Here is a 14,041-nt window from a genome sequence, read left to right as displayed (position 1 = left end):
TTCCATGACCCGCGAGACCGATACCGTTTCCGCCCTCATCGCCGCCGCCGGCGCGCGCATCCTGGTGCTCGACGGCGCCATGGGGACGATGATCCAGGGGCTGAGCCTCGACGAGGCCGGCTATCGCGGAGCGCGCTTCGCCGACTGGGCGCACGATGTGAAGGGCAATAACGACCTTCTCAATCTCACCCAGCCGGACGCGGTCCGTGACATCCACCTCGAATATTTCCTCGCCGGGGCCGATCTGGTCGAGACCAATACCTTTTCCTCCACCACGATCGCGCAGGCCGATTACGGGATGGAGGCCCTGGCCTATGAGTTGAACGTTGCGGGCGCACGCCTCGCCAAGGCGGCCGCCGAGCTGGCCGAGGCGAAGGACGGCCGTCGCCGTTTCGTGGCCGGCGCGATCGGGCCGACCAACCGCACCGCCTCGATCTCGCCGGACGTCAACGATCCCGGCTTCCGCGCCGTGACCTTCGACCAACTGGCGGACGCCTATGGCGAGCAGGCGCGCGGTCTGTTGGAGGGCGGTGCCGATCTGCTGCTGATCGAGACCATCTTCGACACGCTGAACGCCAAGGCGGCGGTGTTCGCGATCGAGGGCCTGTTCGACGAACTCGGCCGGCGCGTGCCGGTGATGATCTCGGGCACCATCACCGATCTGTCGGGCCGCACCCTGTCCGGTCAGACGCCGAGCGCCTTCTGGTATGCGCTGCGCCATGCCCAGCCCTTCTCGATCGGCCTCAATTGCGCGCTCGGCGCCAAGGAGATGCGGGCCCATGTCGCCGAATTGGGCCGGGTCGCCGACACGCTGGTCTGCGCCTATCCCAATGCCGGACTGCCGAACGAGTTCGGCCTCTACGACGAGAGCCCGGAGGCGATGGCGGCATTGGTCGGCGAATTCGCGGCCTCCGGCCTGGTGAACATCGTCGGCGGCTGCTGCGGCACGACGCCCGCCCACATCCGCGCCATCGCCGAGGCGGTCGCGCCCCATAAGCCGCGGGCCGTGCCCGATCTGCCCAAGAGGCTGCGTCTGTCGGGCCTCGAAGGCTTCGAGCTGACGCCGGAAATTCCGTTCGTGAATGTCGGCGAGCGCACCAACGTGACCGGCTCGGCGAAGTTTCGCAAGATGATCACCAATGGCGACTTTGCCGCCGCCCTCGCGGTCGCGCGCGAGCAGGTCGAGAGCGGCGCCCAGGTCATCGACGTCAACATGGACGAGGGCCTGCTCGATTCGAAGGCCGCCATGGTGTCCTTCCTGAACCTCGTCGCCTCGGAGCCCGACATCGCCCGGGTGCCGGTGATGGTGGATTCGTCCAAGTGGGAGATCATCGAGGCCGGGTTGAAGTGCATCCAGGGCAAGGGGATCGTGAACTCCATCTCGATGAAGGAAGGGGAGGACGCGTTCCGCGCCCAGGCCCGCCTGGTGCGCCGCTACGGCGCCGCCGTGGTGGTGATGGCGTTCGACGAGCAGGGGCAGGCGGACACGTTCGAGCGCAAGACCGAGATCTGCGCCCGGGCCTACCGCATCCTGACCGAGGAAGTGGGCCTGCCCGCCGAGGACATCATCTTCGATCCCAACATCTTCGCGGTCGCCACCGGGATCGAGGAGCATGCGCCCTACGGCGTGTTCTTCATCGAGGCGACCCGCTGGATCCGCGAGAATCTCGCGCACGCGCACATTTCCGGCGGCGTCTCGAACCTCTCCTTCTCGTTCCGCGGCAACGAGCCGGTGCGCGAGGCGATGCACGCGGTGTTCCTCTATCACGCCATCAAGGCGGGCATGGACATGGGCATCGTCAATGCCGGCCAGCTCGCCGTCTATGACGAGATCGAACCGGCGCTGCGCGAGGCCTGCGAGGACGTGGTGCTCAACCGCCGCGCCGACGGCACCGATCGGCTCCTGACTTTGGCGGAAGGCTTCAAGGGCGCCGCCGGCAAGGAGAAGCGGGAGGCCGATCTCACCTGGCGCACCTGGCCGGTGGAGAAGCGGCTCGAGCACGCTTTGGTCAACGGCATCACCGACTATGTGGAGACCGATACGGAGGAGGCGCGCCTCTCGGTGGCCCGCCCGCTGCACGTCATCGAGGGGCCGCTGATGGCCGGCATGAACGTGGTCGGCGACCTGTTCGGCTCGGGCAAGATGTTCCTGCCCCAGGTGGTGAAATCCGCGCGCGTGATGAAGCAGGCGGTCGCCTATCTCATGCCCTTCATGGAGGAGGAGAAGAAGCTCAGCGGGCTCGCCGCGCGCTCGGCTGCCGGCAAGATCCTGATGGCGACCGTGAAGGGCGACGTCCACGACATCGGAAAGAACATCGTGGGCGTCGTGCTGCAGTGCAACAATTACGAAGTGATCGACCTCGGCGTGATGGTGCCGATGCAGAAGATCCTCGACGTCGCCCGCAAGGAGAAGGTCGACGTGATCGGCCTGTCCGGCCTCATCACCCCCTCGCTCGACGAGATGGTCGGGGTCGCCTCCGAGATGGAGCGCGAGGGCTTCGACCTGCCGCTTTTGATCGGCGGAGCGACGACCTCCCGGGTGCACACCGCCGTCAAGATCGCGCCGCGCTATGCGCGCGGCCAGGCGGTCTATGTCACGGATGCCAGCCGAGCCGTGGGCGTGGTGTCCAATCTCCTTAATCCCCAGACCCGCGACGCCTACAAGTCCGGTGTGCGGGCGGAATATGTGAAGCTCGCCGACGCCCATGCCCGCGCCGACGAGGCGAAGCAGCGTGTGCCGCTCGCCAAGGCGCGCGAGAATGCGCTGAAGCTCGATTTCACCAAGGTCGCGCCGAAGCCGACCTTCCTCGGAACGCGAGTCTTCGAGGATTACGACCTCGCCGATCTCGTGCCCTATATCGACTGGACACCCTTCTTCCAGTCCTGGGAATTGGTCGGGCGCTACCCGATGATCCTGGAGGATCCGATCGTCGGCACCCCGGCCAAGGCGCTGTTCGACGATGCGCAGGCGATGCTGAAGACGATCGTCGCGGAGAAGTGGCTCACCGCCCGCGCCGTGATCGGCTTCTGGCCGGCGAACGCCGAGGGCGACGACATCATTCTGTTCCGCGACGACACGCGCAAGACGCCGCTCGCCACCCTCCACACGCTGCGCCAGCAATTGGCGCGCCGCGAGGGGCGGTTCAATCTCGCTCTGGCCGATTTCGTCGCCCCCGTGACGTCCGGCGTCGCCGATTATGTCGGCGGCTTCGCGGTGACCACCGGGATCGGCGAACAGGCGCGCTCCGACGCCTTCAAGGCGGCGAACGACGATTATTCCGCCATCCTCCTGAAGGCACTCGCCGACCGTCTGGCCGAAGCGTTCGCCGAGCGGATGCACCAGCGCGTGCGCAAGGAATTCTGGGCCTACGCGCCCGACGAGGCGGTCAGCAACGAGGATCTGATCGCGGAGACCTACCAGGGCATTCGTCCGGCACCGGGCTATCCCGCGCAGCCGGACCATACGGAGAAGAGCACGCTCTTCACCCTGCTCGACGCGACCCGCAAGATCGATCTCGAACTGACCGAGAGCTACGCCATGTGGCCGGGCGCGGCGGTGTCGGGCCTCTATTTCGCGCATCCCGACAGCGCCTATTTCGGCGTCGGCCGGATCGAACGCGATCAGGTCGAGGATTATGCCGTCCGCAAGGGCTGGAGCGTCGAAGACGCCGAGCGCTGGCTGGCGCCGACCCTGAATTACGACCCGGCCCGCAGGGTGGCGGCAGAATAAAGCGGGGCGGGTGGGCCTCCGACGGCGGCGCTCTTCGAAAGCCGAAGGCGCCCTTCAGTCCTCCGCCGCCTTGAACCGCCCGAGGCCGCTCATCGCGAAGGGCGCCAGGAGCGCGATGGCGGCGATGGTGAGGAGGCTGGCGGAAACCGGGCTCGTCACCAGCACCATGGGGTCGCCGAGACTGATCGCCATCGCGCGGCGGAGCTGCGTCTCCGCCATCGGGCCGAGGATCAGGCCCACCACCACCGGGGCGATCGGGTAATCGAAGCGGCGCATGACATAGCCCATCAGCCCGAAGGCGGTGAGCAGCGCGAGTTCGGTGACCGAGGCTTTGGCGACGATGGTCCCCATGGTGGCGAATACCAGGATGCCGGCATAGAGCCAGGGCTGCGGAATCGCCAGCAGCCGCACCCAGAGCCCGACCAGGGGCAGGTTCAGCACCAGCAGCATCAGATTGGCGATATAGAGGCTGGCGATCAGCCCCCACACCAGCTGCGGCTGCTCGGCGAACAGAAGCGGACCGGGATTGAGGCCATATTGCTGGAAGCCGGCCAGCATCATGGCGGCGGTGGCGGAGGTCGGCAGGCCGAGGGTGAGAAGCGGCACCAGGGTCCCCGCCGCGGAGGCGTTGTTGGCGGCTTCCGGCCCGGCGACGCCCTCGATCGCGCCGTGGCCGAATTCCTCGGGATGCCGCGACAGCTTTTTCTCGATGGAATAAGAGAGAAAGGTCGGAATTTCGGCGCCGCCTGCCGGCAGCGCGCCGATCGGAAAGCCGATGAAGGCGCCGCGGATCCAGGCCTTCCAGGAGCGCGCCCAATCGTCGAGGCTCATCCAGAGCGAGCCGCGCACGCTTTCCACCTGTTCGGTGGCGTGCCCCCGCATCGAGGCGACATAGAGCGCCTCGCCGATGGCGAACAAGCCGACCGCCAGCGTCGTCACGTCAATCCCGTCGAGCAGTTCCGGCATGCCGAAGGCGAGGCGCGGCTGGCCGGTCAACCGGTCGATGCCGACAAGGCCGATGGCGAGCCCGACGAACAGGCTGGTGAGGCCGCGCACGGGCGAGTCCCCGAAGGTCGCCGAAACGGTGACGAAGGCGACGCACATCAGGGCGAAATAATCCTCCGGCCCCATCTGCACCGCGAGCTCGACCAGCCAGGGGGCGAGGAAGGTGAGGCCGAGCGTGGCGATCGTGCCGGCGACGAAGGAGCCGATGGCCGCGGTGGCGAGCGCCTGCGCGCCGCGGCCCGCTCGGGCCATGCGGTAGCCTTCGAGCGCGGTCGCCATCGAGGCGCTTTCCCCCGGCGTGTTGATCAGGATGGCGGTCGTGGACCCGCCATACATGCCGCCATAATAGATGCCGGCGAACATGATCAGGGAGCCGGCGGGGTCGAGCTTGTAGGTCACCGGCAGCAGCAGGGCGACGGTCAGCGCCGGGCCGATCCCCGGCAGCACGCCGACCGCGGTGCCGAGCAGCACTCCGATCAGCGCGAAGATCAGGTTTCCCGGCAAAGCGGCGACCGAAAGACCCTGGAGGAGGGCGTCGAAGGTTTCCATCGGCGCCTCAGAACAGCCGTTCCAGCGGTCCCATGGGGAGGGACAGGGTGAGCAGCTTCGCAAACAGGAGATAGGTCGCGACCCCGACCGCGAGGCCGATCGCGAAATCCGCGGCATAGGCACGCCGGCCGAAGGCCGTCGCGGTGGCGGTAAACAAAATGGCGGTCGCGAGGATGTAGCCGCCGCCGAAGGTCAGCACCGCCATCAGCGCGGCCATGCCCCCGACGATCAGCAGCAAGGGGCGCCGATCGGCGGTGCCGCGCGACGGCAAGGCGCCGCGCAGGGCCTGGACGAAATTCGCCACCGCGAGCAGAGCGAGCCCGGCCGCCACAACGCGCGGCGCGGCTTCCGGACCGAGGCCGTAGACCGTGCGTTGGGCGAGCTGGGTCGTATCCCAGAAGATGATCCCAGCGAGCGCCAGCAGGCCGGCGGCCACCAGCATGCCGGGACCGTCCGGCTTCGACTTGATCTGCAATGCGGCCTCCGGCGGGTCAGGGCTTGATCAGGCCGACCGACTTCAGAATGTCGGCGGTGCTCGCATTCTCGTCCTTGAGGAACGCCACGAAGGGCTCGCCCGCCAAAAAGGCGTCGTCCCAGCCCTTCTGCTTCAGAATGTCGGCCCAGGCCTGCGACTTCGCCATCTTCTCGATCATGGCGGTGACGCTTTTCACCTGGTCCGGCGTCAGTCCGGGGGGCGCCATGATGGCGCGCCAATTGGCGAGCGCGACGTCGATGCCGGCTTCCTTCAGGGTCGGCACGTCGAGCCCGGGGATGCGCTCGGCCTGGGTGATGGCGAGCAGCCGGAGCTTGCCGGCCTTCACCTGGCTCTCCAGTTCGCCGAGCCCCGACATGCCGGCGGTGACCTTCCCCCCCAGGATCGCCGCGAGCGCCTCGCCCCCGCCGGAGAACGGGATATAGTTCAGTTTGGTCGGGTCGGACCCGACCTTCTGGGTGAACAGGGCCGCGGCGATATGGTCCGGCCCGCCGGCCGATCCGCCGGCCCAGGTCACCCGCGCGGGATCCTTGCGCACCAGCTCCGCCAGATCCTGCACCGTCTTCAGCGGCGAGTTGACGGGGACCGCGATGGCGTCGGTCTCCTGGATCAGGCGGGCGATCGGCGTCACCTTGTCGAGGCCGACGGGCGACTTATTGGTGAGGATGGCGCCCATCATCACGTAGCCGCTGGCCATCAGCACATTCGGGTCACCCTTGGACGTATTCACGAACTGCGCGATGCCGATCGTGCCGCCGGCCCCGGGCACGTTGAACACCTGGACGCTCTGAGCGGCGCCCGACTGGACCAAGGCCTGCTGCATCGCCCGGGCGGTCTGATCCCACCCGCCTCCAGGCGCGGCCGGGGCCATGATCTTCAGGTCCTGGGCCTGGGCGCCGGCGGCCCCGAAAGCGAGCGCGGCTGCAGTAAGCCCGGCCATCAGGAATGGGCATGCGCGGGCGCGCATCACGGTCAGCATGGGCATTTCCTTCCTAAGGTCGTTTTTTGTCGCAGTGCCGCGCCGGGTTGCCCGACGCGCGAACGGTCGCGCATCCTAATTCAGGATCGGAGCGAATGAAGAAGAATTACAGCCTGACGTTGCGTCAGGTTCGCGATCGGCCGTGCGGCGTCACCCGGGCATGAGCGCGCGGATTCGGGCGCCGAGCGCATCGATCGAGAACGGCTTCATCATCAGGTCCATGCCGGCGCCCAGAAAGCCTTCGCGCGCCGCCTCGGCGGCATAGCCGGTGATGAACAGGATCGGCAGATCGGGGCGCTGCACGCGCGCCGCCTCGGCGAGGGCACGGCCGTTCATGCCGTTCGGCAGGCCGATGTCGCTTACCATCAGGTCGATCCGGCCCGGCCCTTCGAGCAACGGAAGAGCCGAGGGGCCGTCCTGCGCCCCGATGGCGTGGAATCCGAGATCCGACACCACGTCGAGCACGAGCATGCGCACATTCTCGTCGTCCTCCACCACCAGGACCGTCTCGCCGTCCCGGTGAGGGAGCGCGCGGCGCGCCGGCGTCTCGCCCGCCGCCGCGGGCGAACAGGGCGAGATCGGCAGGTGCAGAGACACTTTGGTGCCGGATCCGACGTCGGACGCGATCAGGAGATGGCCGCGGCTCTGTTTCGCAAAGCCGTAGATCATCGAGAGGCCGAGGCCCGTCCCCTGCCCGAGGGGCTTGGTGGTGAAGAAGGGGTCGAAGGCCTTCGACAGGATCTCGGGAGTCATGCCGTGGCCGGTATCGGAGACGTCGAGGGTTACGAAGGGTCCGTCCGCCGTTCCACGCCAGCTTCCCGTCACCTTGGCGGTCACCGAGGTGGCGAGCGTGAGCGTTCCGCCGTCCGGCATCGCATCGCGCGCATTGATGGCGAGGTTGACGATCGCGTTCTCGAGCTGGTGCGCATCCGTCTCGGCATAGGGCAGGGCCGGGTCCAGGGCGAGCACGATGCCGATGCGTTCCCCCATCGTGCGGCCGAGAAGTTCCTGGAGGCTCGCCACCACGGCATTCAGATCGACCGGCTTCACATCGAGCGGCTGGCGCCGGCCGAAGGCGAGCAGCCGCGCGGTGAGGGCCGCCGCACGTTCGGCCGAGGCGATCGCTGTCTCGATGTAGCGCTCGGCATCGCCGTAGCGCTGCGCCTTGATCCGGGTGCGCAGCAGGTCGAGGGACCCGATGACGCCGGCGAGCATATTGTTGAAATCGTGCGCGATGCCGGCGGTGAGTTGGCCGACCGCCTCCATCTTCTGGGCCTGGAACAGGGCCTCGCGGGCCTGCTGGAGTTCGATCTGCGCCTGCCGGCGCTCGGTGATGTCGCGCGTGACCTTGGCATAGCCGACGAACGTGCCGTCCTCGTCGCGGATCGCGTCGAGGACGGTGGAGGCCCAGAAGCGCTCGCCGTTCTTGCGGACGCGCCAGCCCTCTTTTTCGTATTTCCCGTCCCGCTTTGCGGTCGCGAGCGCGCGCTCCGGCTCGCCGGCGGCCACGTCTTCTGGCGTGTAGAAGCGGGCATAAGGCGACCCGATGATCTCCGCCGCGCTATAGCCTTTGATCCGCTCGGCGCCGGCATTCCATGTCGAGACCCGGCCGTTGGCGTCGAGCATGAAGATCGCGTAGTCGGTGACGCCCTGGATGAGCATCCGCAGCACCTGCGCGTTTTCCCAGCCGTCAGCTTCGGCCCGCTCACGGCCGGCGACCTCGTGGGCGATGCGTCGGTTCGCGGCCGCGAGCGCGGGGCCGACCGGCGCATCTGCCGGCGCATCCGTCGGTCGTTGAGGCGGCGGGTCCGCAGATGGGGGGCCGCTCGTACTCATCCGTCGACCCGCTTTCGCTCAATCCGCCCGGTGGATCCGTCGCCGCCTTTGGCCGTCCGTCGCGGGGCGCCGGCGCGTCCGGTTCCGGCGACGTGACAATTCGCCAGTCGGGACGCCACGTCAATGCGGGACGTTTCGGGCGCCGTTTCAGACTCTTGTCGGGTAGTTCGGGCTTTCCCGCGTGATCGTCACGTCGTGGACATGGCTTTCGCGCAGGCCCGCCGAGGAGATCCGCACGAAGCGGGCGCGCTCCCGGAACTCGGCGAGGTCCTTGCCGCCGACATAGCCCATGGCGGCACGCAGGCCGCCCGCCAACTGGTGCAGCACCGCCGAGACCGGGCCTTTATAGGCGACCTGGCCCTCGATGCCTTCCGGCACCAGCTTCAGCGTGTCGCGCACTTCCGCCTGGAAATAGCGGTCCGCCGAGCCGCGCGCCATGGCGCCCACCGAGCCCATGCCGCGATACGCCTTGTAGGAGCGCCCCTGATAGAGGAACACCTCGCCCGGGCTCTCGTCGGTGCCGGCCAGCAGCGAACCGACCATGGCGCAGGAGGCGCCCGCCGCCAGCGCCTTTGCGAGATCGCCCGAATATTTGATGCCGCCGTCGGCGATGACCGGTGTGCCGGTCGCCTGGGCCGCCTCGACCGCGTCCATGACGGCGGTCAGCTGCGGAACGCCGACACCGGCGACGATGCGCGTGGTGCAGATCGATCCCGGACCGATCCCGACCTTGATCGCGTCCGCCCCGGCATCGATCAGAGCTTTCGCGCCGTCTGCGGTGGCGATGTTGCCGGCGAGGATCTGGGTCTTGTTTGAGAGCCGCTTGATGCGCTCCACCTGGTCGAGCACCTTGCGGGAATGCCCGTGGGCGGTGTCGACCACCACGAGGTCGACGCCGGCATCGATCAGACGTTCGGTGCGCTCGAAGCCGTCCTCGCCGACCGTGGTGGCCGCCGCGACCCGCAGCCGCCCCTGTTCGTCCTTCGCGGCCTCGGGATGGGCCACCGCCTTCTCGATGTCCTTCACCGTGACCAGGCCGACGCAACGATAATCCTCGTCGACGACCAGCAGCTTCTCGATGCGGTGCAGGTGCAGCAGGCGCTTGGCCTCGTCCTGCTGGACATTCTCTTTGACCGTGATCAGCCGGTCCTTGGTCATCAGTTCGCGGACCGGGGTTGCAGGGTCGGTGGCGAAGCGCACGTCGCGATTGGTCAAGATCCCCACCAATCGGCCGCCGCGCCCGTTCGGACCGCGCTCGACCACCGGAATCCCCGAGATTCCGTGCCGCTTCATCAGCGCGAGGGCGTCTGCGAGGGTCTCGTCGGGATGGATGGTGACCGGGTTCACCACCATGCCGGATTCGAACTTCTTGACCTGCCGGACGTGTTCGGCCTGCGCTTCCGGGGTGAGGTTGCGGTGGATCACGCCGATTCCCCCGGCCTGCGCCATGGCGATAGCGAGCCGCGATTCCGTCACCGTGTCCATGGCCGCCGAGAGGATCGGCAGATTGAGGAAGATGGTGCTGGTGAGCCAGGCGCCGAGGTTCACGCCGCCCGGCATGACTTCCGATGCCCCCGGGACGAGGAGCACGTCGTCGAACGTGAGGGCTTCGCGGAAAGGAGAGCCGGTGATGGGGTGGATCGATCCGGGACCGCTCTGGGACATCGCCAACTCCTCCGCCGCGGCAAAGCCGGCGGCCTGATCGAATCCGCGACGACGCCTGTCGCCGTCCGCGTCTCGGGTTGGCGGTGGCGCATACCATGCGCAGGCGACGAATAGAAGACCTCGCGCGCGGTTCCGCCATGCGCTGGGCGCAGATGACGCGCCGCCGATCAGATCGTGGGCGATTCTGGAATAAGTGTGCGATATCAGTATCTTAACGGGTTGCGCCGGCTGCGTTTCTCCCATCGACTTTTCCTGGACATGGTCTAAAGTCCCCGCCCGCTGGCGCGCTACCGCGCCGAAGGGGCGGAATTAACATGGCCATGATGCTGTTCGGCCTTGTGGTTTTCCTCGGCATTCACGTCGTGACGAGCCTGCGCGGCTTGCGCGCGGCTCTCATCGCGCGGCTCGGGGAGAGCGGATACAAGGGGTTCTATGCGCTGCTCGCGACCAGCGGGCTGCTGCTCACGGCCTATGGCTATGCGCTCTGGCGGGCCGCCGGTCCCGAGCAGCTCTGGTATCCGCCGCTCGGTCTGCGGCACCTCACCCTGCTGCTGATGCTCGTCTCCACCATCGCCATCGTGGCGGCCTATGTGCCGAGCCATATCCGCAGCACCCTGAAGCATCCCATGCTGGTGGGGGTGAAGGTCTGGGCATTGGCGCACCTTCTCGCCAATGGCGATGCCGCCTCCATGACGCTGTTCCTGGCGGTTCTCGCCTGGGCGGTCTACGACCGCATCTCGATGAAGCGCCGTGCCGTGCCGCCTCCGGCTCCGCCCCGGGGCTATGGCGGGGACGTCCTGGCGGTGGGAGGCGGGCTTCTGCTTTATGTCGTCCTCGCCTTCGTGTTCCACCCTTACGTGATCGGCGTCCCGGTCATGTGAGTGCGCCCCGGCGCCAACACCAAACGAGGAAAGCACCATGTCGATCCAAGCCGACGTCCGCCGTATCACGGCGCCCGAGATCCGCGCGCGCAAAGGCGGAGATCCGATCGTCAGCCTGACCTCCTACCATGCCCATACCGCGCAGCTGCTCGATCGGCATGTGGATGTGATCCTGGTCGGCGACAGCCTCGGCATGGTGATGCACGGCCTCGAGACCACGGTGCCGGTGACGGTCGAGATGATGATCGTCCACGGCCGTGCCGTGGTGCGCGGCACGCGCCGCGCCCTGATCACCGTCGATCTGCCGTTCGGCAGCTACGAGGCGAGCCCGGTGGAAGCGTTCCACACCGCGACCCGCGTGCTGAAGGAGACCGGCGCGGGCGCCGTGAAGCTCGAGGGCGGCCGGCGCATGGCCGAGACGGTGCGGTTCCTGGTCGATCGCGGCATTCCCGTCATGGGCCATGTCGGCCTGACGCCGCAGGCCATCAATACGCTGGGATCGTTCAAGGCGCGGGGCCGGGACGATGCCGAGGCGAGCGAAATCCTCGACGATGCGCGCGCCGTCGCCCAGGCCGGCGCCTTTTCGATCGTGTTGGAGGCGATCGCCGAGCCGCTCGCGCGCCGCATCACCGAGGAGGTGGCGCCGCCGACCATCGGCATCGGCGGCAGCCCGGCCTGCGACGGTCAGATCCTGGTGCTCGAGGACATGCTGGGTCTCGGCGCCCGGGTGCCGAAATTCGTGAAGAAATACGCCGAGCTTGGGCCGGCAATCGAGGATGCGGTGGCGCGCTATGCCGAGGAGGTGCGCGCGCGCACCTTTCCCGGTCCGGAGCACACCTATGCGCCGCGCGCGCCGAAGGCGTCGTGACCTTGCGGCGGCTGTGGATCGCCGGCGCCGCCCTCGCGGCGCTCGGCTGTGCGGGGCTGGGTCCGGCCCGGGCGGCCGAGGAATGCTTCCTCGTCACCGAATTGAAGACCGCGCGGGTGATCGCCAAGCAGGGCCTGTGCGCGTCGCGGCATTCTCCCGCCTCGACCTTCAAGATCCCGCTCGCTCTGATGGGCTATGACAGCGGCATCCTGAAAAGCGCCACCGAGCCGGTCTTCACCACCGAGCCGGGCCTCGACACGGCCGGCGGGGCCTTGGGGGCGCTCTGGGCCGGCCCCCAGACGCCGCAAAGCTGGATGAAGAATTCCGTCGTCTGGTATTCCCAGGTCCTGACGCGCAAGCTCGGGATGGAGCGGTTCGCCGGCTATGTGAAGAGCTTCGCCTATGGCAACGAGAATCTCTCGGGCGAGCCGGGCCAGGATAACGGCCTGACGCAGGCCTGGCTTTCGTCCTCGCTGGCGCTCTCGCCGCGCGAACAGGTCGACTTCCTTCGCCGCATGCTGACGGGCGGCCTGAAGGTGCAGCCGGAGGCGGTCGACCGCACCGCCGACCTGTTGCGCCTGCCGGAACAACCCGGCGGCTTCGACCTCTACGGCAAGACCGGCACCGGTTTCCTTCGGCTCGCGGACGCCAAGCTCGACCGCACGCGGCCGTTCGGCTGGTTCGTCGGATGGGTCGAGAAAGACAAGGACGTGTTCGTGTTCGCGCGTTTCATGTCGCTCGACGTCGCCTCGGACGAGCCACTCGGTCCGCGGGCCCGCCGGCAGGCGATCGCGGCGCTGGATGCGGTGCTGCGCGCGCAGGCCCGATAGCCGATGCGGGCCTCGGTCCTGGTCTCGTCCCTGGTCGCGGCCCTGGTGGGCTTCGGCGGGACCCTGGCGCTCATTCTCGCCGCGGCGACGGCGATCGGCGCGACGCCGGACGAATCCTCCTCCCTCGTCGTTGCCCTGTGCCTCGGCGTCGCCGCGACCAGCGCCGTCCTGTCGCTGCGCTACCGCATGCCGATCGTCACCGCCTGGTCGACGCCGGGCGCCGCGTTGATCGCGAGTTTCGGGGGCGGCATCGGCATGCCGGCCGCCTCCGGCGCCTTCCTCGTCGCAGCCGCCCTCGTCCTCGCCTGCGCGGCGGCGCGGCCTCTGTCGGACCTCGTCGCGCGGCTGCCGATGAGCGTCGCCTCGGCGATGCTGGCGGGGGTTCTGGTGCGCTTCGTCATGGCGCTGGCAGAGAATGCGGTGCTGGTTCCGGGCGTCGTTCTGCCCATGCTGGTCCTGTTTCTCGTGGTCCGGCTCTGGTCGCCGACCGCGGCCGTGCTGTGCGTCCTCGTCGCCGGGGTCGCCGCGATCTTCGGGCTCGGTCTCGCCGATCTCGGCGCCGTGCGATTCGTGGCGCCGCGCATCGTGCTCAACGCGCCGACCTTCGACGCGTCCGTGATGTTCGGGCTCGGCGTGCCGCTGTTCCTCGTCACGATGGCGGCGCAGAACCTGCCGGGCCTCGCGGTGCTGCGGGCCTCGGGCTACCGGCCGCCGACCGCGCCCGCGCTCGCGGCGACCGGGACGGCCTCGCTGCTTCTCGCGCCCTTCGGCGCGACCGGGATCAATCTCGCCGCCATCACGGCCGCCATCTGCACCGGTCCGGATGCCCATCCGGACCCGGAGAAACGCTATCTCTGCGGCCCCGTCTATGCGCTCTGGTATGTCGCTCTGGCGGCCTTGGGCGCGAGCCTCGTCGCGGTGTTCGCCGCCTTGCCGCCGGCCTTCATCGCGACCGTCGCCGGCCTCGCCCTGCTCGCGCCGCTCGCCGGCGCGCTGGCCGGTGCGCTGCATGTGGAAAAGGACCGCATCGCGGCGGTGGCGACGTTCGCGACCACGGCTTCCGGCGTGTCCGTCCTCGGCATCGGCGCGCCGTTCTGGGGCCTTGCGGCAGGGCTCGCTGTGCTCGCGCTCGACCAAGTGCGGGGGCGATTTGCCACGATGAAGCCGCATGGCTAGGTTACGCGCCCTCATCCGGGTGCGTGGCA

10 protein-coding genes are annotated in these 14,041 nt (G+C 68.3%); 5 read left to right on the top strand and 5 right to left on the bottom strand.

The features are described 5' to 3' along the window. Window positions 1-4: 4 nt before the first annotated feature. Window positions 5-3,730, top strand: coding sequence for a methionine synthase (gene metH / locus EDC64_RS10205; RefSeq protein WP_132031184.1), 3,726 nt, complete (start codon window positions 5-7; stop codon window positions 3,728-3,730). 54 nt (window positions 3,731-3,784) lie between these two features. Here metH and EDC64_RS10200 read toward each other — a convergent pair whose 3' ends face one another. The 5 genes from EDC64_RS10200 to guaB form a co-directional block, all read right to left on the bottom strand. Further along, window positions 3,785-5,284 (bottom strand): tripartite tricarboxylate transporter permease, encoded by a 1,500-nt coding sequence (locus tag EDC64_RS10200; RefSeq protein ID WP_132031183.1) that lies wholly within the window; start codon window positions 5,282-5,284, stop codon window positions 3,785-3,787. Between the two features lie 7 nt (window positions 5,285-5,291). Next, window positions 5,292-5,759, bottom strand: coding sequence for a tripartite tricarboxylate transporter TctB family protein (locus tag EDC64_RS10195; protein WP_420808953.1), 468 nt, complete (start codon window positions 5,757-5,759; stop codon window positions 5,292-5,294). 16 nt (window positions 5,760-5,775) lie between these two features. Then, entirely contained in the window at window positions 5,776-6,756 is a 981-nt protein-coding gene (locus tag EDC64_RS10190) for a tripartite tricarboxylate transporter substrate binding protein (protein ID WP_420808952.1), read from the bottom strand. A 150-nt stretch (window positions 6,757-6,906) separates the two neighbouring features. Then, the gene (locus tag EDC64_RS10185; RefSeq protein WP_132031338.1) at window positions 6,907-8,418 is read right to left on the bottom strand and encodes a PAS domain S-box protein; all 1,512 of its coding nucleotides are present in this window, start codon (window positions 8,416-8,418) and stop codon (window positions 6,907-6,909) included. Between the two features lie 321 nt (window positions 8,419-8,739). Further along, window positions 8,740-10,257: an IMP dehydrogenase gene (gene guaB / locus EDC64_RS10180; protein ID WP_132031182.1), complete on the bottom strand. Its 1,518-nt coding sequence runs from the start codon at window positions 10,255-10,257 to the stop codon at window positions 8,740-8,742. Window positions 10,258-10,565: 308 nt separating this feature from the next. Here guaB and EDC64_RS10175 point away from each other — a divergent pair, with 308 nt between their 5' ends. From EDC64_RS10175 to EDC64_RS10160, 4 genes are read left to right on the top strand one after another with little or no spacing between them, the layout of a single operon-like run. After that, complete coding sequence (locus tag EDC64_RS10175; protein WP_274594944.1) at window positions 10,566-11,138, top strand: NnrU family protein; 573 nt, start codon at window positions 10,566-10,568, stop codon at window positions 11,136-11,138. Between the two features lie 37 nt (window positions 11,139-11,175). After that, window positions 11,176-12,006, top strand: a complete 831-nt coding sequence (gene panB / locus EDC64_RS10170; protein ID WP_132031180.1) for a 3-methyl-2-oxobutanoate hydroxymethyltransferase — start codon at window positions 11,176-11,178, stop codon at window positions 12,004-12,006. After that, window positions 12,003-12,836 carry a class D beta-lactamase gene (locus EDC64_RS10165; protein ID WP_165933713.1) on the top strand — a complete coding sequence of 278 codons (834 nt, stop codon included), beginning with the start codon at window positions 12,003-12,005 and terminating at the stop codon, window positions 12,834-12,836. Before panB ends, EDC64_RS10165 begins: the two co-directional genes overlap by 4 nt. Before the next feature lie 3 nt (window positions 12,837-12,839). Beyond that, the gene (locus EDC64_RS10160) at window positions 12,840-14,012 is read left to right on the top strand and encodes a benzoate/H(+) symporter BenE family transporter (protein WP_132031179.1); all 1,173 of its coding nucleotides are present in this window, start codon (window positions 12,840-12,842) and stop codon (window positions 14,010-14,012) included. Window positions 14,013-14,041: the final 29 nt, after the last annotated feature.

The sequence above is a fragment of the Aquabacter spiritensis genome (genome assembly GCF_004346185.1).
GTDB classification, from domain to species: Bacteria; Pseudomonadota; Alphaproteobacteria; order Rhizobiales; family Xanthobacteraceae; genus Aquabacter; species Aquabacter spiritensis.
This window is presented reverse-complemented; position numbering and strand designations above follow the sequence as displayed.